The following is a 20,238-nucleotide window of genomic DNA, read 5'->3' as shown; positions in this document are numbered from 1 at the left end:
AAGGGGATGGCCGGGTGGGTGATTAACCCACGGCCCCTTCCATCTGGAGCTCGATGAGGCGGTTCAGCTCCAGGGCGTACTCCATCGGGAGCTCCTTGGCGATCGGCTCGATGAAGCCGCGCACGATCATCGCCATCGCCTCGTCCTCGGTCAGACCACGGCTCATCAGGTAGAAGAGCTGGTCCTCGCTGACCTTGGAGACGGTCGCCTCGTGGCCCATGTTGACGTCGTCCTCACGGATGTCGACGTACGGGTACGTGTCGGACCGGGAGATCGTGTCGACCAGCAGCGCGTCGCACTTGACCGTGCTCTTCGAGTGCGACGAGCCCTCCAGGACCTGGACCAGGCCGCGGTACGACGTACGGCCACCGCCCCGGGCGATCGACTTGGAGATGATCGTCGAGGAGGTGTGCGGCGCGGCGTGCACCATCTTGGCGCCGGAGTCCTGGTGCTGGCCCTCGCCGGCCATCGCGATCGAGAGGACCTCGCCCTTGGCGTGCGGACCGGTCATGTAGACCGCGGGGTACTTCATGGTCACCTTGGAGCCGATGTTGCCGTCGACCCACTCCATGGTCGCGCCCTCTTCGCAGGTGGCACGCTTGGTGACCAGGTTGTAGACGTTGTTCGACCAGTTCTGGATGGTCGTGTAACGCACCCGCGCGTTCTTCTTCACCACGATCTCGACGACCGCGGAGTGCAGCGAGTCGGACGAGTAGATCGGCGCCGTGCAGCCCTCGACGTAGTGCACGTAGGAGCCCTCGTCGGCGATGATCAGCGTCCGCTCGAACTGGCCCATGTTCTCCGTGTTGATCCGGAAGTAGGCCTGCAGCGGGATGTCGACCTTCACGTTCTTCGGCACGTAGATGAACGAGCCGCCGGACCACACGCTCGTGTTCAGCGCGGCGAACTTGTTGTCACCGACCGGGATGACGGTGCCGAAGTACTCCTGGAAGAGCTCCGGGTGCTCCTTCAGCGCGGTGTCCGTGTCGAGGAAGAGGACGCCCTGCTGCTCCAGGTCCTCACGGATCGCGTGGTAGACGACCTCGGACTCGTACTGCGCGGCGACACCGGCGACCAGGCGCTGCTTCTCCGCCTCCGGGATGCCGAGGCGGTCGTACGTCGCCTTGATGTCCTCGGGCAGGTCCTCCCAGGAAGCGGCCTGCTTCTCGGTGGAGCGCACGAAGTACTTGATGTTCTGGAAGTCGATGCCGGTGAGGTCGGCGCCCCAGTGCGGCATCGGCTTGCGGTCGAACAGGCGAAGGCCCTTGAGCCGGAGGTTGAGCATCCACTCCGGCTCGCTCTTCAGCGCGGAGATGTTGCGCACCACGGCCTCGGACAGACCACGCTGGGCGGTCGCGCCCGCGGTGTCGTTGTCGGCCCAGCCGTACTCGTACCGACCAAGAGCGGCGAGGTGCTCTTCCTGAGTGACGATCTGGTCAGTCATGTATCTGTCCTAACCGTGATTGCGGTGGCTTGCGAACTGCGTGCGGGGATGTGCGTGGTGCACACCCCGTCGCCGTGCGCGATGGTGGCGAGGCGCTGCACGTGGGTGCCGATGAGCCGGGAGATGACTTCGGTCTCGGCGTCGCACAGCTGAGGGAACTCGGCAGCCACGTGAGCCACCGGGCAGTGATGTTGGCACAGCTGCCCGCCGGACGCGATCGTCGAGGCGCTGGCAGCGTAACCCTCGGCGGTCAGCACCTCGGCAAGAGCCTCGGCGCGGGCGATCGGATCGTCGCCGGCCTCGCGCAACGCCGTCTGGCAGCGCTCCTCGAGAGCCTTGACCTGGGCGGCGGCGAAGGCGGAGACGGCCTGCGGGCCGTGCTGCTGGGAGATCCAGCGCAGCGCGGCGGTGGCGATGCCGTCGTAGTGATGCGGATTGAGATCCTCGTGAGCGGCGGCGGTCAGCACGAACGCCTTGGCCGGGCGGCCGCGACCGCGAGGCTTGTCATTGCGCAACTCGCGAGTCTCGACCAGACTCTCGGCGAGCATCGCGTCGAGGTGCTTGCGGATGGCGGCTGGACTCAAGCCTAGCGCGGCGCCGAGCTCCGCCGCGGTCGTGGCGCCACGCTTCAGCAGCAGCTGCGCGACGCGGTCACGGGTGCGCCCGTCGGCCGCGGCGGCCGGAGCCGTCACGCCGATCTGGATCAGCACCTCGTTTTTCACTACTCCAACGTTACGTATTTCATTCCGCCCCTGCAAACCCGCCCCCGGTGATCCACCCCACCGCAGGCTGGAGCTGCGAAAATCAAGATCGGCTGCGGGCGTACGATGCGCGGGGTGAAGTCCTCCACGGAGCGCCTTGCGTCCGCTTTCCTGGCCTCCCGCCCCGTTCGCTGGTGCGGGTCCTCGCTGCGCGGGCTGGCGCTGGCCTCGGTGATCGCCAACATCGGCATCATCGTCACCGGCGCGGCGGTCCGGCTCACCAAGTCCGGCCTGGGCTGCCCCACCTGGCCCCGGTGCACCGACGACTCCTACGTGACGACGCCCGAGATGGGGATCAACGGGGTCATCGAGTTCGGCAACCGGCTTCTCACGTTCGTCCTGATCGCCATCGCCGTGGCCTGCTTCCTCGGCGCCCTGGCCCGCCGCCGGCGCTCACTGGTCAAGCTGTCGGTCGCGGTCGCGCTCGGCATCCCCGGGCAGGGCGTCATCGGCGGCATCACCGTGCTCACCAACCTCAACCCGTGGGTCGTCGGGCTCCACTTCATCCTCTCCATCGCGCTGATCGCCGGGGCGTTCGCGCTGTGGCGCCGGGTGGGCGAGGGCGACGGCGACCCCGTCCTGCTGGTCCCCGCCCCGCTGCGGCAGCTGGCGTGGCTCACCACGGCGGCCAGTCTCGCGGTGATCGCGGCCGGAGTCGTGGTGACCGGCAGCGGCCCGCACTCCGGCGATCAGGGTGCCAAGCGCAACAACCTGGACCCCCAGCAGATCTCCCAGATCCACGCCGACCTGGTCTTCCTGCTGATCGGCCTGACCGTGGCGCTGTGGTTCGCGCTGCGCGCCGCCGACGCCCCGGCCGAAGCCGTCCGCGCCGTGGCGGTGCTGTTCTGGGTCGAGATGGGGCAGGGGCTGATCGGCTTCGTTCAGTACTTCACGCACCTGCCGGTCGCACTGGTCGCCGCCCACATGCTCGGCTCCGGCCTGGTCTGGTTCGCCACCCTGGCGGTGCTGTGGTCGCTGCGCTCCCGCCCCGCCGTGCAGGCCGCACCGCCACAGCCGGCGCCCGAGCCGGCCACCACGGGCGAGCCCGTCCCCGCCGCCTGATCCCTTCGAGCGCCAGACGCACCAGGCCGCACCGCCACACAACGGCCGCCCTTCGCGGCCCTCGGTGGTTCCGGCGGGGGGCTCTCACTAGTCAAGATCGGGACTGAGTCTCGACCGATGTCCCAGCTCCGCTGAGGCGCCGCCGAAGCCCATCGGAGTCACACGCCGCATCGGCCGCCTTCGCAGCGGGCTCCATGCCCACCCGAACCGGCGATCGGGTGCGGCCACCGGCCCGGGCGAGGCCGCCTCACTCAGACTCCGGATCAGGTGCGGCCACCGCCGAAAGCTTCAGGACTCGAGCGGTGTTGACGTCAAGACCTCTTTCCGGGCGGCCGATGCACCCGATCCCGACTTCGGGCACCCCCACCGTCACCCCATTGGGCAGCAGACCAACCCGGACCCCGCACTGGGCGTATCTGCCACCCCTTTGCGAGGCCGCTTCACTCACCCGAACGCCGAACAGGTGCGGCCACCGCCGGAGAGCCTCAGGAGTCGGGCCTGTTTCGGCGGCCCGGTGCACCCACTGTCGACTTCGGGCACCTTCACCGCCCCTCAATAGGCGGTAGACCAACCCTCACCCCGGACTGGGCGCCATCTATCGCCCCATGAGAGGCGCTTCGCTCACCCGCACCGCCGCACCGCCGCACCGCCGCACCGCCGCACCGCCGCACCGATGTTGGTCGATACGCCCCCGCTTTCGGGTGCGGAGCGCTCAAGATCGGCGGGACTGGAGGCCGCCGACGCTACCGGTCACCGCTCAACCGCAGCCCCCGTCCCGGTCTCGATGGCCAACGGGACCGCGACCTTGGAAGCACCTCAGGAGTGGCTCGAAAGGGGCCGCATCCCAGAGCCGACCGATCGGCAGGCGATACGCGAGTGCGCCGCGGCCAGCGGACGTTGCCGCCAGGAGCCGGACCCTGATCCCGACGACCCACCCCCGAGCCCGGCCGTGGCAAGCACCCCGCCCGGCCCAGAACTACGCGAGCCCGGCCCTAGCAAGCGCCCGCCCGGCCCTAGCAAGCGCCCGCCCGGCCTTGGCATGCGCCAGCCTGGCGCTGGCAAGCACCCAGCCCGGCCCTGGTCAAGCGCTCAGCCCGGCCCCCGGCAGGCGCTCAGTCCGGGCCCGGCAAGCGCCGAGCCCTGCAGTGAGGGCGATCACTAAATACGGGATGGAAACGACAACGCGTGGTGACCCGCGGCCTGGAATCGGCCGTAGGTCACCACGCGAGGTGGCGTGTCAGATGCGAGCGATGATCGCGTCGGCGAGGCGCTCGGCGGCGCCGGGAGCGTGACGCAGGAACAGCGACGGCTCGGTGAGCTCCAGCTCGATCAGACGCGGCGCTCCGTCCGGGCCGGGGATCAGGTCGACCCGGGCGTACAGCAGCTGTTTGGAACCGCCGGGGACGGCGGCGAGGACCCGGCCGGCCAGCTCCAGCTCGGCCGGCGACGGCGTCCGTGGGGTGATCCGCTCCGAGTCGAGGTCCACGGTGACGTCACCGCGGACGGTGAGCATGGCGCCCTTGCGGATGCCGTGGCTGAACGTCAGCTCACCGGCCCCGTCCGAGATGCACAGCACCGCGGTCTCCCCGTCGGTGTCCACCGCGGACAGGTACGGCTGGATCATGGCGGTCCGCCCGGCCGCCGTGAGCCGCCCGACGTGCGCGACGGCTTCGGCGTGCTGACCGGGCAGCAGGTAGCGGGCGGTGTCGCGGCTGCCGGCGCTGACCGTCGGCTTGACCACCCACTCGCCGTCGGCCGGCGGAGTCCAGCTCTCTCCCGGCCCGATGTACTCGGTCGGGATGATCGGGATGCCGGCCGCCGCGAGGTCGCCGAGATACTTCTTGTCCGTGTTCCAGGCGACGATGTCGGCCGGGTTGGCCAGTCGTGGGACGGAGCGGGCCCAGGCGACGAAGGCCTCGGGCCGGTCGGTGTAGTCCCACGGGGACCGGATGACGGTGAGGTCGTAGGCCGGCCAGTCGGCCTCCGGGTCGTCCCACCGGACCACGTCGACGGCCACCCCGCGATCACGCAGCGCGTCGCGCAGCGGGTGATCGTCCTCCCAGAGGTCGGGGAAGGCCGCGCAGGTGACCAGCGCGACCCGGGAGCCATGACCCATCAGCGGGCCATGCTCCGGCGTGACATGGAACGCCAGAGGTCGTTGCTGGGCCGCATCTGCTCCATGAGCTCGCGCTCCCACTCGTTCTCCACCTGGACGCCGGCCTTGTCACACGCCTCTCGTGCGACACCGGTGTCCTGGGCGAACTGGTCGGACCACTCGCCGTCCTCTCCGACGAGGACGATGCGGGCGCCGCGCTTACCGACGTACTCGATCACCGCCTTCGCGCCGCCGTGTCCGGCGGCGAAGGACTTGATGTCGGAGGTCAGTGTCGTAACGGAACCTTCTGCCATGCTGCGCAGCCTAAGCAGTCAAGGACGCCGCGGTGTGCACCCTGATCGGTTTTTGTGACTCCAATTACCTGCAGGTTTCAAGATTTCGCGGATTGTTTTGCCCAGGTTTCGTCCGAAATACTCGATCGCCCGGAATCCGCCCTTCGAGTGACGGACAGTGATTGACACTGCTGACAATCCGGGCATCCTGTGCGACGGATCAAATCAGAGCGTCAACCGCGACGGCCATGAAGACCACCGTGAGGTACGTGATCGACAGGTGGAACAGGCGCATCGGCTTGACCGCCGTGCCGCCCCCGGCCTGTCGCGCCAGCCGGATCGCCTCGAAGAGGAAGACGGCTCCCATGATGATCGCGGTGACGCCGTAGATCGGCCCGAGACCGAGCGGCCACGCGGCGAGCGAAGCGACCACAGTGAGCACGGTGTAGAGGATGATCTCGAAGTTGACCCGCTTCATGGAGCGGACCACCGGGAGCATCGGGATGCCGGCGCGGGCGTAGTCGTCCTTGTACTTCACGGCGAGCGCATAGAAGTGCGGCATCTGCCAAAAGAAGACAATCGCAAAAAGCGCCCATGCCATCGGCGGGATGGTGTTCGTGACGGCGGCCCAGCCGATCACCACCGGAGCGGCGCCGCACACTCCACCCCAGAAGGTGTTCGCCGGCGTACGCCGCTTCAGCCAGAGCGTGTAGACGACGTCGTAGTAGAAGATGGAGAACGCCGTCAGCGCGGTGGCCAACCAGTTGGTGAGAAGCGCCATGAGAGCGACGGAGATCACAGCCAGTGTCAGGCCGAAGATCAGGACGGCACGCGGCGTCATCTGGTTCGCCGGGAGCGGGCGCCGTTTCGTACGCCGCATCAGCTCGTCGATGTCGCGGTCGATGTAGCAGTTGAGCGCGCTCGCCGCGCCGCCCGCCAGACCGCCGCCGACCAGCACCGCCGTGAATGTGACCGGGTCAGGCCACCCCTGGGCGGCCAGCATCATGGTCGGCACGGTGGTGACCAGGAGCAGCTCCACGATCTGCGGCTTGGTCAGGGCGAGGTACGCCCGGAACACCGCAACCCAGCTCCGCCGGACCTCGACGCGCTCAGCGCTATCGGGGCGATCGGCACCGCCGGGCGTCCGCCGTTGGACGGGACGCTCGGTGATCATGCTCACGGACAGCCACCTTCCGGCATCGCCTTTATTTCGCGGCCGTTAATCGGGTGATGACCCGGCCGCCAACCCGGACAGCCTACGCGTAGCCGTTGATGCTGCTCGGGCCACCCGGCACGGGTGCATACGGTCACACCCGTCGAACCGGCGTGTCCGCTCACAGCGTATGTGCCTGGTGCGTTCGCCGCGCATGCGTTTAGCCCGACTGGATAGGGTCAAGCCGAAAAGGGTTCCATAATTTTGCCGGAGGAGCAGAACCGACGTGGCTGCCACAGATCCCGCTCTCAACTGGTCCGACCTCGACCGCAAGGCGGTGGACACCACCCGGGTCTTGGCCATGGACGCCGTGGAGAAGGCCGGCAACGGCCACCCCGGTACCGCCATGAGCCTGGCCCCGGCCGCCTACCTGCTGTTCAACCGTGTCATGCGGCACGACCCGACGGACCCGGAGTGGGCGGGGCGCGACCGCTTCGTTCTCTCCTGTGGTCACTCCAGCCTCACCCTTTACGTACAGTTGTTCCTCAATGGTTACAGCCTGTCGCTGGATGACCTGAAGGCGCTGCGCCAGTGGGACTCGCTGACCCCGGGTCACCCGGAGTACGGGCACACCCCCGGGGTCGAGATCACCACCGGCCCGCTCGGCCAGGGCATCGGCAACGCGATCGGCATGGCCATGGCGGCCCGCCGTGAGCGTGGCCTGTTCGACCCGGACGCCCCGGCCGGCGAGTCGCCGTTCGACCACTACGTCTACTCGATCGCCTCGGACGGCGACATCGAGGAGGGCGTGAGCCACGAGTCGTCGGCCATCGCGTCGGTGCAGAAGCTCGGCAACCTCGTCGTGATCTACGACGACAACGAGATCTCCATCGAGGACGACACCCGGATCGCCAAGAACGAGGACGTCGGCAAGCGCTACGAGGCGTACGGCTGGCACGTCCAGACCGTCGACTGGCGCAGCACCGAGCCGTACGTCGAGAACGTCGAGGAGCTCTGGAACGCGATCCAGGCCGCCAAGGCGGTGACCGACAAGCCGTCGTTCATCGTGCTGAAGACGGTCATCGGGTTCCCGGCGCCGAAGAAGCAGAACACCGGCAAGATCCACGGCTCGGCCCTGGGCGCCGACGAGATCACCGCGACCAAGGCACTGATGGGTTTCGCCGACGAGCCGTTCGCGATCGACGACGAGGTCGTCAAGCACGCGCAGCAGGTCGTCGAGCGGGGCAAGGCGGCCCGCGCCGAGTGGCAGAAGGCGTTCGACGCCTGGGCCGCCGGCAACTCCGAGGGCAAGGCGCTGTTCGAGCGGCTCGCCACCCGCACCCTGCCGGAGGGCTGGCACAAGGCGCTGCCCGAGTTCCCCGCGGACCCCAAGGGCTTGGCCACCCGTGCCGCGTCCGGCAAGGTCCTGGAGGCGCTCGCGCCGGTCCTGCCCGAGCTGTGGGGCGGTTCCGCCGACCTGGCGGAGAGCAACAACACCACGATGAAGGGTGAGCCGTCCTTCATCCCCGCGGAGTACGCGACCAAGGAGTTCCCCGGTCACGAGTACGGCCGTACGCTGCACTTCGGCATCCGTGAGCACGGCATGGGCTCGATCCTCAACGGCATCGCGGTCCACGGCGGCACCCGCCCGTACGGCGGCACGTTCCTGGTCTTCTCCGACTACATGCGTGGCTCGGTCCGCCTGTCCGCGCTGATGAAGCTGCCGGTCGTCTTCGTGTGGACGCACGACTCGATCGGTCTCGGCGAGGACGGCCCGACGCACCAGCCGATCGAGACGCTGACCGCCCTGCGCGCGATCGTCGGCCTCGACGTGGTCCGCCCGGCCGACGCCAACGAGACCGCGTGGGCCTGGCGTGGTGCCCTCGAGCACACCGACCGCCCGACCGCGCTCGCCCTGTCCCGGCAGAACCTGCCGACCGTCGACCGGTCGAAGTACGCGTCGGCCGAGGGCACTCTCAAGGGTGGCTACATCCTCTCCGAGTCGTCGAACGGCACCCCGAAGGTGATCCTGATCGCCAGCGGCTCCGAGGTGTCGATCGCGCTGACCGCCCAGGAGCGCCTGGAGGCCGAGGGCACACCCACCCGGGTGGTGTCGATGCCCTGCCAGGAGTGGTTCTTCCAGCAGGACGTGGCATATCAGCAGCAGGTTCTGCCGCACGGGGTGAAGGCGCGTGTCACCGTTGAGGCGGGCATCCGGATGAGCTGGGACCGCCTCCTCGGCGACGCCGGCGAGGCGGTCAGCATCGAGCACTACGGCGCCAGCGCTCCGGCGAAGGTCCTGTTCGAGCAGTTCGGCTTCACCGCTGACAACGTCGTCGCGAAGGCCCACGCCTCCCTTGCCAAGATCGGCGAGATCACCGGTCACAAGACCGGCAACTGAACTTCTACCCCTTTCGATATTCAGGAGCTGAGGGAAATGACCGACAGGCTGGCTGAACTCTCCGCCCAAGGTGTGGCGGTGTGGCTCGACGACCTCTCCCGGGTACGGCTGACCAGCGGCTCGCTGGACAAGCTGCGCACCGAGCAGCACGTGGTCGGTGTGACCACCAACCCGAGCATCTTCCAGAAGGCGCTGTCCGACGCGGACGCCTACGACGAGCAGCTGCGTGACCTCGCCGCCCAGGGTGTGACGGTCGAGGAGGCGATCCGGCTGATGACCGCCAAGGACGTCCGCTGGGCCGCCGACGTCTTCCGCCCGGCCTACGACGCCTCCAACGGCATCGACGGCCGGATCTCGATCGAGGTGGACCCGCGCAAGGCGCACGAGACCGAATCCACCGTCGCCGAGGCGAAGACCCTGTGGTGGCTCGTCGACCGGCCCAACCTCTACATCAAGATCCCGGCGACGCTGGCCGGCCTGCCCGCCATCACCCAGGTGCTGGCCGCGGGCATCAGCGTCAACGTGACGCTGATCTTCTCGGTCGAGCGGTACCAGGCGGTCATGGAGGCCTTCCTGTCCGGTCTGGAGCAGGCGAAGGCGAACGGCCACGACCTGTCCAAGATCGGTTCGGTCGCGTCGTTCTTCGTCTCGCGCGTGGACAGCGAGGTGGACAAGCGCCTCGACAAGATCGGCTCGGACGAGGCCAAGGCACTCAAGGGCAAGGCGGCCATCGCCAACGCCCGGCTGGCGTACGAGGCGTACACCGAGGTCTTCGGCGGCGACCGCTGGAAGGCCCTGGCCGGCGCCGGCGCCCACCCGCAGCGGCCGCTCTGGGCGTCCACCGGCACGAAGAACCCGGAGTTCCTCGACACCATCTACGTCGAGGAGCTGATCGCGCCCGGCACGGTCAACACCATGCCGGAGCCGGTGATCTTCGCGTTCGAGGACCACGGGACCACCCGCGGCGACACCATCACCGGCAACTTCGCGGACGCGCACCAGGTCTTCACCGACCTCGCGGCCGTCGGCATCGACTTCGCCGACGTCTTCAAGGTCCTCGAGGAGGAGGGCGTCGAGAAGTTCGAGGCGAGCTGGAACGAGCTTCTGGAGGGCGTCACCAAGTCCCTCAAGGCCGCTGCCTCCGGGGCGAAGAACCCCAGCGACGCTGCCTGACGAGCACTATCAGCGGCCTGTCGTGGGACTCCCGCGACAGGCCGCTCCGTCATCAAAAAACTGGCAGGATGACAACGTGGGTAATCCGCTGCGCACCGCACAGGACCGTCGGCTTCCACGGATCCCGGAGCCCTGTGCTCTGGTGATCTTCGGGGTCACCGGTGACCTGTCCCGAAAGAAGCTCATCCCGGCCGTGTACGACCTGGCCAACCGTGGTCTGCTTCCCCCGGTTTCGTGGTGGTGGGCTTCGCCCGCGCCGACTGGGGCGACGGCAGCTTCGAGGCTCTGGCCCACGCGGCAGCCAAGAAGGGCGCACGCACGCCCTGGCGCGACGACGTCTGGCAGCGCCTCTCCGAGCGATTCCACTTCATTCCCGGCTCGTTCGACGACGACGACGCCTTCGACAAGCTCGCGAGCACACTGGACGAGCTGAAGGAGCGCAACGGCATCGCCGGTAACGCGGCCTTCTACTTCTCGATCCCGCCGGCCGCGTTCCCGCTGGTGCTCAACCAGCTCAACCGCACCGGGATGGCCGACCCCTCGAAGACCGGCGGCTGGCGCCGGGTCGTCGTGGAGAAGCCGTTCGGTCACGACTTCCAGAGCGCCGTGCAGCTCAACCAGCTGGTCGACGACGTGTTCATCCCGCAGGACGTCTTCCGGATCGACCACTACCTCGGCAAAGAGACCGTCCAGAACATCATGGCGCTGCGCTTCGCGAACAGCCTGTTCGAGCCGGTGTGGAACTCGAAGTACGTCGACAGTGTGCAGATCACCATGGCCGAGGACGTCGGCATCGGCACCCGCGCGGCGTTCTACGACGCCTCCGGCGCGGCCCGCGACGTCCTGCAGAACCACCTGCTGCAGCTGCTCGCGATGATCGCCATGGAAGAGCCGACGAGCTTCGACCCCCAGGAGGTACGAGCGGAGAAGCTCAAGGTCCTCAGGGCGATCAGCCTGCCGCCCGACATCAGCACCGGTTCCGTCCGCGGGCAGTACCTTCCCGGCTGGGTGGCCGGCGAGCGTGCCGTGGGCTACCTGGAGGAGCCGAACATCCCGGCCACCTCCACCACGGAGACGTATGCCGCGGTCCGCCTCGGCATCCAGAACCGGCGCTGGGCCGGCGTCCCGTTCTACGTGCGGGTCGGCAAGCGCATGCCCCGGCGGGTCACCGAGATCGCGATCCTGTTCAAGCGGGCGCCGCACCTGCCGTTCGACCCGGCCGACGTGGAGATGCTGGGCCACAACCAGCTGGTCGTGCGGGTGCAGCCGGACGAGGGCGTGGTCCTCAAGTTCGGCTCCAAGGTGCCGGGCACGTCGATGGAGGTCCGCGACATCGCGATGGACTTCCAGTACGGCGAGGCGTTCACCGAGTCCAGCCCGGAGGCGTACGAGCGGCTCGTCCTGGACGTGCTGATCGGCGACCGGACGCTGTTCCCGGACGCCGCCGAGATCGAGCAGTCCTGGCGGGTCATCGACCCGCTCGAGGCCGCCTGGGCGCAGACCAAACCGGAGCCGTACCGGGCCGGCGAGTGGGGCCCGCGGGCCTCCGACGAGATGCTGGCGCGCGAAGGCCGTACCTGGAGGCGGGCATGATCGGTCTGTGGGACACCACCGGCAACGAGGTCGTCAAGGCCCTGGCCGCGGAGCGGCGCAGCGCGGGCGGCGTAGCGTCCGGCCTGGCCCTGACGCTGATCGCCGTGGTCGAGGAGAAGAAGGTGCGGGAGGCCGAGGCGGCCGCCACCATCGCCGCCGCCGCGCACCCCTGCCGACTGCTGATCGTGGTCCGCTCCGACATGGAGGGTCGCAGCCGGCTGGACGCCGAGATCGTCGTGGGCGGGCGTCTCGGCCCGGCCGAGGCGGTCGTCATGCGGATGTACGGTCGTCTCGCGCTGCATGCCGAGTCGGTCGTGATGCCGCTGCTCGCTCCGGACGTCCCGGTGGTCACGTGGTGGCACGAGGAGCCGCCCAACATGATCGCCAACGACTTCCTGGGCGTCGTCTCGGAGCGGCGGATCACCGACAGCGCGCAGGCGCCCGACCCGGTGGCCGCGCTCCGGCAGCGGGCCGTCGACTACGCGCCCGGCGACACCGACCTCACCTGGACCAGGATCACGCTGTGGCGGAGCCTGGTGGCCGGCGCCTTCGACAGCACCGAGGCCCGCGTCGTCGGCGCGAAGATCGTGGCGCCGGACCGCGACCCCACCGCGTGGCTGATGCTCGGCTGGCTCAAGTCCCGCCTCGGCATCGAGCCGACGATGGAGCACACGGACCGCTCGCCGCGCCTGCACTCGGTGGAGCTGCAGTGCGAGAACGGCGACTGTGTCCGGGTCACCCGCGAGGAGGGCACGGCGCTGTTCAGCCGGACCGGCCAGGAGGACCGCTACATGCCGCTGCCGAAGCGGCCGGTCGGTGACGAGCTCGCCGAGGAGCTGCGCCGGCTGGACGCCGACCAGATCTACGCGGACGCGCTCGGCGCCATGGCCGGGCTGTCCGGTCTGGACCACCGCAACCCGTCACGGGTGCACGTCTGGAAAGATCCGGCGCTGGCCGCGATCGCCGGCGCCGTCGCCTGACCCGCCGGGTTCACCGTCCGGTCTCACCGCCGTCCCGCGGGTCGTGGGCCGGCGGTGCGGCCCGGACGCCGACAGCAACGAGGCCGCCTGCCGCACCGCGGCGGGCGGCCTCTTCATAAGGAGACGCAATTGAGTGAGACCGTGGTCGTGGTGGTTCCGGACGCCGACATCCTGGCGTCCACGGTGGCGGCACGCCTCGTCATCAAGATCATCGACGCGCAGGCGGTGCACGGCACGGCGAGTGTGGTGCTGACCGGTGGCCGGGTCGCGGCGAAGGTGCTGCACGCGGTCCGCGAGCTGCCCGCCTCCGCCGCGATCGACTGGTCCCGGGTAGACCTGTGGTGGGGTGACGAGCGGTACCTTCCATCCGGCGACCCGGACCGCAACGAGACCCAGGCCCGTGAGGCGCTGCTGGACAAACTGCCCCTCGACCCGGCCCGGGTGCACGCCATGCCGGCCTCGGACGGGCCGGACGGTGAGGACGCGATCGCGGCCGCCGCCCGTTATGCCGCTGATCTGGCCGCCGCGGCCGGGCCCGGCTCGGCGGTGCCACGGTTCGACGTGCTGATGCTCGGTGTCGGCGAGGACGGGCACGTGGCATCGCTCTTCCCGGAGCATCCGGTGCTGCAGGAGACCGGCACGACGGCCGCCACCTTCGACAGCCCGAAGCCGCCGCCCGTCCGGGTCACACTGACGCTGTCGACGATCCAGAGCGCCGACGAGGTGTGGCTGATCGCGGCGGGACCGGACAAGGCCGCCCCGATCGGCACGGTGCTGTCCGGCGGGCATCTACCGGCGGGGAACGCGACGGGCGTACAGAAGACGCTCTGGCTGTTGGACCGGGCTGCCGCGGCCAACGTCCCCGCCCAGCCCTGACCGCAGTGGGGTGACTTGCGGCGCGATCCGCGGCCAACGTCCCCGCCCAGCCCTGACCGCAGTGGGGTGACTTGCGGCGCGATCCGCGCCGCAAGTCACCGTACGAACCGTGCCACCGCGGACGGTGGTGGCCGGCCCGAACCGGGTTGCGTCAAGGACCGACGCCCGGGGTCGCCCCCGGCAGCGGGCCCGCCGTCTCCGCGTTCGGCGTCGCTTCGGGAGCGCTGGTGACCGGTTTCGTCTCGGTGGACCGGGACGGCGGCAGCGGCACGGACGGCGGGCTCGAGGTCGACGGTGCGGGATCGGGCGACTCGGCGGACGGCGTGACCGGGGTCGAGGGTGCCGGTGGCGCGGTCACCGCCGGATCCGCGGGCAGGACCGGCGTGGGCTCGGGTGAGCCGGGACCGAGTGCCAGCACCAGCGCCACGGCGGCGACCGCCACCCCTGCCGGCAGCGGCAGCCAGCGCCACAGACGCAGCCGTTTGCGGGGCGCCGCAACGGTCGGCGGAATCCCGAACCGCAGCCGTTCCTGCGTGATCTGACCGGCCCGGGCGGCCAATGCGCCCCGCAGCCGCAGCTCCAATTCGTCCGTCACCACTCCCCCAATGGGCCATCGTCAACCCGATGTCGGGCCGGACCCGTCGAACGGTGCCGGGCCGGTGGGCCCCCGCCACGTTGAGAATGGTCCATTCGTGCTCGCAGGATGGACAGCGCACGGTGCGCCGTCGACTTGACCGTGCCGCGGGACACCCGCAGCGTGTCGGCGATCTCCGCCTCGGACAGCTCCGACCAGTAGCGCAGCACCAGCACCTGGCGCTGCCTGGCGGTCAGTCCCCGCAGCGCCCCCAGCATCTCCCGGTCGCCGACTTCGAGCAGCGCCTCGTCCTCCGCCGCCGGAACGGACTCCGGCGGCGGAGGAAGATAGGCACGGGCGGTGCGGCGGCGGCGCAGGGCGGAGCGCGCCGCGTTGGTCACCCCGGTGATGAGGTAGGCGTTCGGATCCGTCACCCCGCGCAGGTCGGGCCCGTGCCGCCGGTAGAGGGCGGTGAACACGTCCTGCACGATGTCCTCGGCGGTGGGCAGGTCGTCGACCATCAGCACCGCCAGCCGCACCATGCTCAGCCGCCGGCTGTGGTAGAGCTCGTTGATCGCCGGCGGTGTCTCCGGGCCGCCACGACCGGCCGCCCGCACACCGGCGGAGAGTCCGCGCAGCCAGGCGAGCAGCGAAGGAAACGGCAGAACAGAGATCACGGGCGCCCCGGGGGTCGTGTGGCGGGAACGAACGGTACCTTCCGGGTCAGCTCTTGCGCGACGGCGTGACGGCCGGCTTGGCGGGCGCCTTGGTCGCGCCGGGCCCGGTGCCCGGGGTGACGGCCGGCTTGGCGGGCGCCGGGGTGGCGGCCGGGCCGGTACCCGGGGTGACGGCGGGCTTCCCGGCCCGGGAGGCGGTGGGCTGCGCCGGCTCGGCGGTCGGCTTGTGACCGGTCTCGGCCGACCGCGACGGGGCCGGGGTCGCGGCGATCGGCGACGCCGGGGCGGTCTCCTTGACCGGCTTCGACGGCGCGGGGGTGGCCGGCTCGGCGGTCGGCTTGTAGCCGGTGGCCGCGGGCGTCGGCGGCACCGGGGCCGGGGTGGCGTCGTCGGCGAACGCGCTGGCCGACAAACCGCCGATGCCCAGCACGGTCACGGCGCCGACGGTGAGGGCCAGGCCACGGGTCGAGATTCGCATCGGATCTCCTGCTCGTTGGGGTGTTGTCGCAGGAGTAGACGCCTGGCTCGCCGGAAGGTTGGCGGTACGAGAGTGACGCGCGCCACAGATCTAGGCTTCGTGACATGCAGCCGTTCATTCGCGCCTACCGGCCCACCGATCTCGACGCGATCTACGACATCTGCGTGCGCACCGCCGCCTCCGGTGGTGACGCCCGCGGCAGGCACACCTCGGACCGCATGCTCGGCGACGTCTGGGCCGTCCCGTACGTGACCCGCGAGCCGGAGTACGCACACGTCCTCGACGACGGCACGGGCGCGGCGGTCGGCTACATCCTGGGGACCGCGGACACCGTGGCGTTCGTGAAGTGGTTCCGGGACGAGTGGATCCCGGAGAAGGCCGGGACCTTCGCCGCCGACGACCCCCGCGACCGGGAGCTGGCCGCGGTGTTCGGCTCCCCGGAGAAGATGGTCCGGCCCGAGTTCGCCGACTACCCGGCTCATCTGCACATCGACCTGCTACCCGAGTGGCAGGGCCGCGGGCGGGGCCGTGCGCTGATGGCGGCCTTCCTGGCGGGCCTGCGCGCCGCCGGGGTGGAGCGGGTGCACCTGGGCATGGCCGCCGAGAACACCGGCGCCTACGCCTTCTACCGCCGGCTGGGCTTCCACGACATCGCGGTGCCCGACGCGGGCGCCCGATTCGTCGGCCGCGACACCAGCCCGCCGGAATGAGCCCTTACAGCGGCACGCTTACTGAGCCCCTACAGCGGCGCAGCCGATGGAGCCCGCGGTAGCCAGCGGGTGGGTGAGCTCGAGCGGTGGGCGCGCCGGCTGCCCCTGTCCAGCCGGCACGCCCGTCGATCATTCGCCGCGGCGCTGACGGACCTTGGCGAGCGCCTCCGCGAGGATCGCCGCCGCGTCCTCCTCGGAACGGCGCTCCTTGACGTACGCCAGATGCGACTTGTACGGCTCGGTACGCGCGCGACCCGGCGGGTCGGACGGATCGAGGCCGGCCGGCTGCCCGCATCGCGGACAGTCCCAGGTGTCGGGGTTCGCCGCCTCGGCCGCGAACCAGATGATGCTGTCGTGACCGGCCGCGCAGTAGTAGGTCACCTGCCTGCGCGGTGCGGGTTCGCTGCGCTCGTCGGGTCGCATCGGGCTGGATCCGATACGGCTGCCGCGAATGGCGCTGCCACTGGACACGGACGTCACTCCTGTCTCGAGGGGCTTCTCAAAGGAGCCGTCCGGTCCCGGGGATCTCACGAGGGGCAGCGCGAACCGGACAGCGGGAACAAAAAACCGCACGGCCGGAGAAACCGGCCGCGCGGCAGATTGTACGACTATGAAGCGCCGTCAGGCGATCTGGACTTTGAGCCAGAAGCCCAGCCCGACGATGCAGGCGAACCAGATGATCCCCACCAGAACGGTGTAGCGATCGAGATTCTTCTCCGCGACCGAGGAACCGGCCAGGCTGGAGGTCACACCGCCGCCGAACATGCTCGACATGCCGCCGCCCTTGCCGCGGTGCAGGAGGATCAGCAGGGTCAGCAGAATGCTGGTGATGATCAGCAACACGATCAACGTGTAAGCGAACGCGATCGGCATCGTCGGGTTCATTCCTCTCGAAGGGCAAGCAGCGGTCCCACAATAGCGGGTGCCCGGCCGCATGATACGACCGGGCACGCGCTTAATTACTGTCAGCGTCCGACGTGCTCCGGAAAACGCACGATGGCGGCGAAGCCCTCGGCGTCCAGAGCGGCGCCGCCGACCAGGGCGCCGTCCACGTCCGGCTTGGACATGATCTGGGCGATGTTGTTCGCCTTGACCGAACCGCCGTACTGGATGCGGACCACGTCGGCCACCTCGGCGCCGAACTTCTCGGCGAGGCGGCCACGGATCGCGCCGCAGACCTCCTGGGCGTCCTCCGGCGTCGCAGTCTTGCCGGTGCCGATCGCCCAGACCGGCTCGTAGGCGATCACGATCTGCTTGAGCTGCTCGGTCTTGAGCCCCTCGAGACCGGCGTCGACCTGGGCGAGCACGTGCTCGACCTGGTTGCCGGCCTCACGGATCTCCAGGCCCTCGCCGACGCAGAAGATCGGCACCAGACCGGCCTCGAAGGCGGCCTTGTTCTTCGCGTTGACCGTGGCGTCGTCCTCGGCGTGGTACTCACGGCGCTCGGAGTGGCCGACCACGACGTACGTGCAGCCCAGCTTGGCGAGCATGCCGCCGGAGATCTCACCGGTGTACGCGCCGGACGCGAACTTCGAGATGTCCTGCGCGCCGTACCCGATGTTGAGCTTGTCGTCCTTGATCGCGCCCTCGACGCTGCGCAGGTCGGTGAACGGCGGCAGGACGACCGTCTCGACGGCCTCCAGCTGCTCGGCGGTCAGGCTCGCGGCCAGCTTCCGGACCAGGAGGATCGCCTCGAAGTGGTTGAGGTTCATCTTCCAGTTGCCGGCGATGATCGGCTTGCGGGTCACGTCACCCATCACTTCTCCAGAGCGGCGACGCCCGGCAGCGTCTTGCCTTCGAGGTACTCCAGGGACGCGCCCCCACCGGTGGAGATGTGACCGAACGCGGACTCGTCGAGCCCGAGCGTGCGCACGGCGGCCGCCGAGTCACCGCCGCCGACGACCGAGAAGCCGTCGATCTTGGTGATCGCCTCGGCCACACCGCGGGTGCCCGCAGCGAACGGCGCCAGCTCGAACACGCCCATCGGCCCGTTCCAGAACACGGTCCTGGCACCGGCGATCGCCGACGCGAAGAGCTCGGTGGACCGGGGACCGATGTCGAGGCCGAGCCGGTCGGCCGGGATCCCGGACGCGTCGACCACGTCGTGCTGCGCGTCCGCGGAGAACTCCGTGGCCGCGACGACGTCGACGGGCAGGACGATCCGGCCCTGCGCCTGCTCCAGCAGGTCCGCGCAGACCGAGACCATCTCGTCCTCGAGCAGCGACTTGCCGACCTCGTGGCCCTGGGCCTTGAGGAAGGTGAAGCACATGCCGCCGCCGACGAGCAGCTTGTCCACCTTGGGCAGCAGCGCCTGGATGACGGCGAGCTTGTCGGAGACCTTCGAGCCGCCGAGCACGACGACGTAGGGCTGCTCCGGGCTCTCCGACACCTTCTTGAGGACCTCGACCTCCTTGAGGACGAGTCCACCGGCGTAGTGCGGCAGGCGAGCCGGCACGTCGTACACCGAAGCGTGCTTGCGGTGCACGGCGCCGAAGGCGTCGTCGACATAGGAGTCGGCGAACGCCGCCAGCTGGTCCGCGAAGGCGCCCCGCTCGGCATCGTCCTTCGAGGTCTCACCGGCGTTGAAGCGCAGGTTCTCCAGCAGGAGCACCTCACCGTCGGCGAGCGCCTCGACCTTGGCCCGGGCGTCGGCGCCGACGGTGTCGGAGGCGAAGACCACCGGCGAGCCGAGCAGCTCGCCGAGACGGGTCGCCACCGGCGCGAGGGTGAACTTGGGATCCGGCGCGCCCTTCGGGCGGCCGAGGTGGGACGCCACGATCACCTTGGCGCCCGCGTCACGCAGGGCGATCAGCGTCGGCAGCACCGCGCGGGCGCGGCCGTCGTCGCTGATGACGCCCGGATTGCTCTTGTCGAAGGGCACGTTCAGGTCGGCGCGCACGAAGACGCGCCGACCCGAGACACCCTCGGCGAGCAGGTCGTCGAGAGTCTTCAAGATCAGGCTCCGACGAGCTTGACCAGGTCGACGAGGCGGTTCGAGTAGCCCCACTCGTTGTCGTACCAGCCGACGACCTTGACCTGGTTGCCGCCGATGACCTTGGTCAGGCCGGCGTCGAAGATGCAGGAGGCCGGGTCGGTGACGATGTCGGCCGACACGATCGCGTCCTCGGTGTAGACCAGGATGCCCTTGAGCGGGCCCTCGGCGGCGGCCTTGATCGCGGCGTTGACCTCCTCGACCGTGGTGTCACGGGCGGCGGTGAAGGTCAGGTCGGTGGCGGAGCCGGTCGGGATCGGCACGCGGAGCGCGAAGCCGTCCAGCTTGCCCTTCAGCTCGGGCAGCACCAGGCTGACGGCCTTGGCGGCGCCGGTCGAGGTGGGGACGATGTTCAGCGCGGCGGCGCGGGCGCGACGGAGGTCGCTGTGCGGGCCGTCCTGCAGGTTCTGGTCCTGGGTGTACGCGTGGATCGTGGTCATCAGACCCTTTTCGATCCCGATCGTGTCGTTCAGGACCTTCGCCATCGGGGCGAGGCAGTTGGTGGTGCAGGACGCGTTCGAGATGACGGTGTGCTTGGCGGCGTCGTACAGGCCGTCGTTCACACCCATCACGATCGTGATGTCCTCGTTCTTGGCCGGAGCCGAGATGATGACCTTCTTGGCGCCCTTGTCCACGTGGGCCTTGGCCTTGGTGGCGTCGGTGAAGAAGCCGGTCGACTCGATGACGACGTCGGCGCCCAGGTCGCCCCACGGCAGGTTGTTCGGGTCGCGCTCGGCGAACGCCTTGAACGACTTGCCACCGACGCTGATCTCGTCGGCGGACGCCTTCACCTCGTGGCCCAGGCGGCCCAGGATGCTGTCGTACTTCAGCAGGTGAGCCAGCGTGGCGTTGTCGGTCAGGTCGTTCACACCGACGATCTCGATGTCGGCGCCGGAGGCGAGAACCGCCCGGAAGAAGTTACGACCGATACGGCCGAAGCCGTTGATGCCAACCCGGATGGTCACAGGTGGTCTCC

General features: G+C 69.6%; 19 protein-coding genes and 1 pseudogene. 7 read left to right on the top strand and 13 right to left on the bottom strand.

What is annotated here, in order from left to right:
- Window positions 1-22 precede the first annotated feature (22 nt).
- Both sufB and ACQPZW_RS08880 read right to left on the bottom strand, forming a co-directional pair.
- On the bottom strand, window positions 23-1,444 hold the full coding sequence (gene sufB / locus ACQPZW_RS08885) for a Fe-S cluster assembly protein SufB (RefSeq protein ID WP_433794340.1): 1,422 nt from the start codon (window positions 1,442-1,444) through the stop codon (window positions 23-25).
- Window positions 1,441-2,166, bottom strand: a complete 726-nt coding sequence (locus ACQPZW_RS08880) for a helix-turn-helix transcriptional regulator (protein ID WP_433794339.1) — start codon at window positions 2,164-2,166, stop codon at window positions 1,441-1,443. The genes sufB and ACQPZW_RS08880 overlap by 4 nt, the downstream gene beginning before the upstream one ends.
- 150 nt (window positions 2,167-2,316) lie before the next feature.
- On the opposite strand from ACQPZW_RS08880, the gene ACQPZW_RS08875 reads away from it, so the two are divergent.
- Window positions 2,317-3,267, top strand: coding sequence for a COX15/CtaA family protein (locus ACQPZW_RS08875; RefSeq protein ID WP_433797481.1), 951 nt, complete (start codon window positions 2,317-2,319; stop codon window positions 3,265-3,267).
- Window positions 3,268-4,504: 1,237 nt separating this feature from the next.
- Here ACQPZW_RS08875 and ACQPZW_RS08870 read toward each other — a convergent pair.
- The 3 genes from ACQPZW_RS08870 to ACQPZW_RS08860 form a co-directional block, all read right to left on the bottom strand.
- The gene (locus ACQPZW_RS08870; protein ID WP_433794338.1) at window positions 4,505-5,383 is read right to left on the bottom strand and encodes an ATP-grasp domain-containing protein; all 879 of its coding nucleotides are present in this window, start codon (window positions 5,381-5,383) and stop codon (window positions 4,505-4,507) included.
- A complete protein-coding gene (locus ACQPZW_RS08865; protein ID WP_433794337.1) occupies window positions 5,383-5,676 on the bottom strand; it encodes a hypothetical protein in 294 nt (97 codons plus the stop codon). The genes ACQPZW_RS08870 and ACQPZW_RS08865 overlap by 1 nt, the downstream gene beginning before the upstream one ends.
- Before the next feature lie 199 nt (window positions 5,677-5,875).
- Window positions 5,876-6,835 carry a heme o synthase gene (locus ACQPZW_RS08860; RefSeq protein WP_433794336.1) on the bottom strand — a complete coding sequence of 320 codons (960 nt, stop codon included), beginning with the start codon at window positions 6,833-6,835 and terminating at the stop codon, window positions 5,876-5,878.
- A gap of 334 nt (window positions 6,836-7,169) precedes the next feature.
- Between ACQPZW_RS08860 and tkt the strand changes: the two genes are divergently transcribed.
- The 5 genes and pseudogenes from tkt to pgl all read left to right on the top strand — a co-directional run bounded on the left by tkt (window position 7,170) and on the right by pgl (window position 13,831).
- Window positions 7,170-9,209, top strand: coding sequence for a transketolase (gene tkt, locus ACQPZW_RS08855; protein WP_433797480.1), 2,040 nt, complete (start codon window positions 7,170-7,172; stop codon window positions 9,207-9,209).
- A gap of 36 nt (window positions 9,210-9,245) precedes the next feature.
- Window positions 9,246-10,382 (top strand): transaldolase, encoded by a 1,137-nt coding sequence (gene tal / locus ACQPZW_RS08850; protein WP_433794335.1) that lies wholly within the window; start codon window positions 9,246-9,248, stop codon window positions 10,380-10,382.
- A gap of 76 nt (window positions 10,383-10,458) precedes the next feature.
- Window positions 10,459-11,975 (top strand): annotated as a pseudogene (zwf, locus tag ACQPZW_RS08845) (glucose-6-phosphate dehydrogenase).
- Complete coding sequence (locus tag ACQPZW_RS08840; protein WP_433794334.1) at window positions 11,972-12,955, top strand: glucose-6-phosphate dehydrogenase assembly protein OpcA; 984 nt, start codon at window positions 11,972-11,974, stop codon at window positions 12,953-12,955. The pseudogene zwf and the gene ACQPZW_RS08840 overlap by 4 nt, the downstream one beginning before the upstream one ends.
- A gap of 129 nt (window positions 12,956-13,084) precedes the next feature.
- The gene (pgl, locus tag ACQPZW_RS08835) at window positions 13,085-13,831 is read left to right on the top strand and encodes a 6-phosphogluconolactonase (RefSeq protein WP_433794333.1); all 747 of its coding nucleotides are present in this window, start codon (window positions 13,085-13,087) and stop codon (window positions 13,829-13,831) included.
- Between the two features lie 151 nt (window positions 13,832-13,982).
- Here pgl and ACQPZW_RS08830 read toward each other — a convergent pair whose 3' ends face one another.
- From ACQPZW_RS08830 to ACQPZW_RS08820, 3 genes are read right to left on the bottom strand one after another with little or no spacing between them, the layout of a single operon-like run.
- Window positions 13,983-14,426 carry a hypothetical protein gene (locus tag ACQPZW_RS08830; RefSeq protein ID WP_433794332.1) on the bottom strand — a complete coding sequence of 148 codons (444 nt, stop codon included), beginning with the start codon at window positions 14,424-14,426 and terminating at the stop codon, window positions 13,983-13,985.
- Window positions 14,423-15,082: an RNA polymerase sigma factor gene (locus ACQPZW_RS08825; RefSeq protein ID WP_433794331.1), complete on the bottom strand. Its 660-nt coding sequence runs from the start codon at window positions 15,080-15,082 to the stop codon at window positions 14,423-14,425. Before ACQPZW_RS08825 ends, ACQPZW_RS08830 begins: the two co-directional genes overlap by 4 nt.
- A 46-nt stretch (window positions 15,083-15,128) precedes the next feature.
- Window positions 15,129-15,560: a hypothetical protein gene (locus tag ACQPZW_RS08820; protein WP_433794330.1), complete on the bottom strand. Its 432-nt coding sequence runs from the start codon at window positions 15,558-15,560 to the stop codon at window positions 15,129-15,131.
- Between the two features lie 104 nt (window positions 15,561-15,664).
- Here ACQPZW_RS08820 and ACQPZW_RS08815 point away from each other — a divergent pair, with 104 nt between their 5' ends.
- Entirely contained in the window at window positions 15,665-16,270 is a 606-nt protein-coding gene (locus ACQPZW_RS08815) for a GNAT family N-acetyltransferase (protein ID WP_433794329.1), read from the top strand.
- Window positions 16,271-16,399: 129 nt separating this feature from the next.
- Here the strand turns inward: ACQPZW_RS08815 and ACQPZW_RS08810 are convergent, their stop codons facing one another.
- The 5 genes from ACQPZW_RS08810 to gap all read right to left on the bottom strand — a co-directional run bounded on the left by ACQPZW_RS08810 (window position 16,400) and on the right by gap (window position 20,227).
- The gene (locus ACQPZW_RS08810) at window positions 16,400-16,741 is read right to left on the bottom strand and encodes an RNA polymerase-binding protein RbpA (RefSeq protein WP_433794328.1); all 342 of its coding nucleotides are present in this window, start codon (window positions 16,739-16,741) and stop codon (window positions 16,400-16,402) included.
- A gap of 150 nt (window positions 16,742-16,891) precedes the next feature.
- Entirely contained in the window at window positions 16,892-17,143 is a 252-nt protein-coding gene (secG, locus tag ACQPZW_RS08805) for a preprotein translocase subunit SecG (RefSeq protein WP_043521518.1), read from the bottom strand.
- A 92-nt stretch (window positions 17,144-17,235) separates the two neighbouring features.
- Window positions 17,236-18,027, bottom strand: a complete 792-nt coding sequence (tpiA, locus tag ACQPZW_RS08800; RefSeq protein WP_433794327.1) for a triose-phosphate isomerase — start codon at window positions 18,025-18,027, stop codon at window positions 17,236-17,238.
- Window positions 18,027-19,229, bottom strand: coding sequence for a phosphoglycerate kinase (locus ACQPZW_RS08795; RefSeq protein WP_433797479.1), 1,203 nt, complete (start codon window positions 19,227-19,229; stop codon window positions 18,027-18,029). The genes tpiA and ACQPZW_RS08795 overlap by 1 nt, the downstream gene beginning before the upstream one ends.
- On the bottom strand, window positions 19,226-20,227 hold the full coding sequence (gap, locus tag ACQPZW_RS08790; protein WP_093610437.1) for a type I glyceraldehyde-3-phosphate dehydrogenase: 1,002 nt from the start codon (window positions 20,225-20,227) through the stop codon (window positions 19,226-19,228). Before gap ends, ACQPZW_RS08795 begins: the two co-directional genes overlap by 4 nt.
- Window positions 20,228-20,238: the final 11 nt, after the last annotated feature.

Source organism: Actinoplanes sp. CA-252034 (genome assembly GCF_050956125.1).
GTDB lineage: Bacteria > Actinomycetota > Actinomycetes > Mycobacteriales > Micromonosporaceae > Actinoplanes.
Note: the sequence above shows the minus strand (reverse complement) of the source record. Positions and strands in the feature narration are given on the sequence as shown.

What these genes read in the sequence shown, in the direction of transcription:
- sufB (WP_433794340.1), bottom strand. Translation starts at nt 1,444, where the DNA reads ATGACTGACCAGATCGTCACTCAGGAAGAGCACCTCGCCGCTCTTGGT.
- ACQPZW_RS08870 (WP_433794338.1), bottom strand. Translation starts at nt 5,383, where the DNA reads ATGGGTCATGGCTCCCGGGTCGCGCTGGTCACCTGCGCGGCCTTCCCC.
- ACQPZW_RS08865 (WP_433794337.1), bottom strand. Translation starts at nt 5,676, where the DNA reads ATGGCAGAAGGTTCCGTTACGACACTGACCTCCGACATCAAGTCCTTC.
- tkt (WP_433797480.1), top strand. Translation starts at nt 7,170, where the DNA reads ATGGACGCCGTGGAGAAGGCCGGCAACGGCCACCCCGGTACCGCCATG.
- tal (WP_433794335.1), top strand. Translation starts at nt 9,246, where the DNA reads ATGACCGACAGGCTGGCTGAACTCTCCGCCCAAGGTGTGGCGGTGTGG.
- ACQPZW_RS08840 (WP_433794334.1), top strand. Translation starts at nt 11,972, where the DNA reads ATGATCGGTCTGTGGGACACCACCGGCAACGAGGTCGTCAAGGCCCTG.
- ACQPZW_RS08820 (WP_433794330.1), bottom strand. Translation starts at nt 15,560, where the DNA reads ATGCGAATCTCGACCCGTGGCCTGGCCCTCACCGTCGGCGCCGTGACC.
- ACQPZW_RS08815 (WP_433794329.1), top strand. Translation starts at nt 15,665, where the DNA reads ATGCAGCCGTTCATTCGCGCCTACCGGCCCACCGATCTCGACGCGATC.
- secG (WP_043521518.1), bottom strand. Translation starts at nt 17,143, where the DNA reads ATGCCGATCGCGTTCGCTTACACGTTGATCGTGTTGCTGATCATCACC.
- tpiA (WP_433794327.1), bottom strand. Translation starts at nt 18,027, where the DNA reads ATGGGTGACGTGACCCGCAAGCCGATCATCGCCGGCAACTGGAAGATG.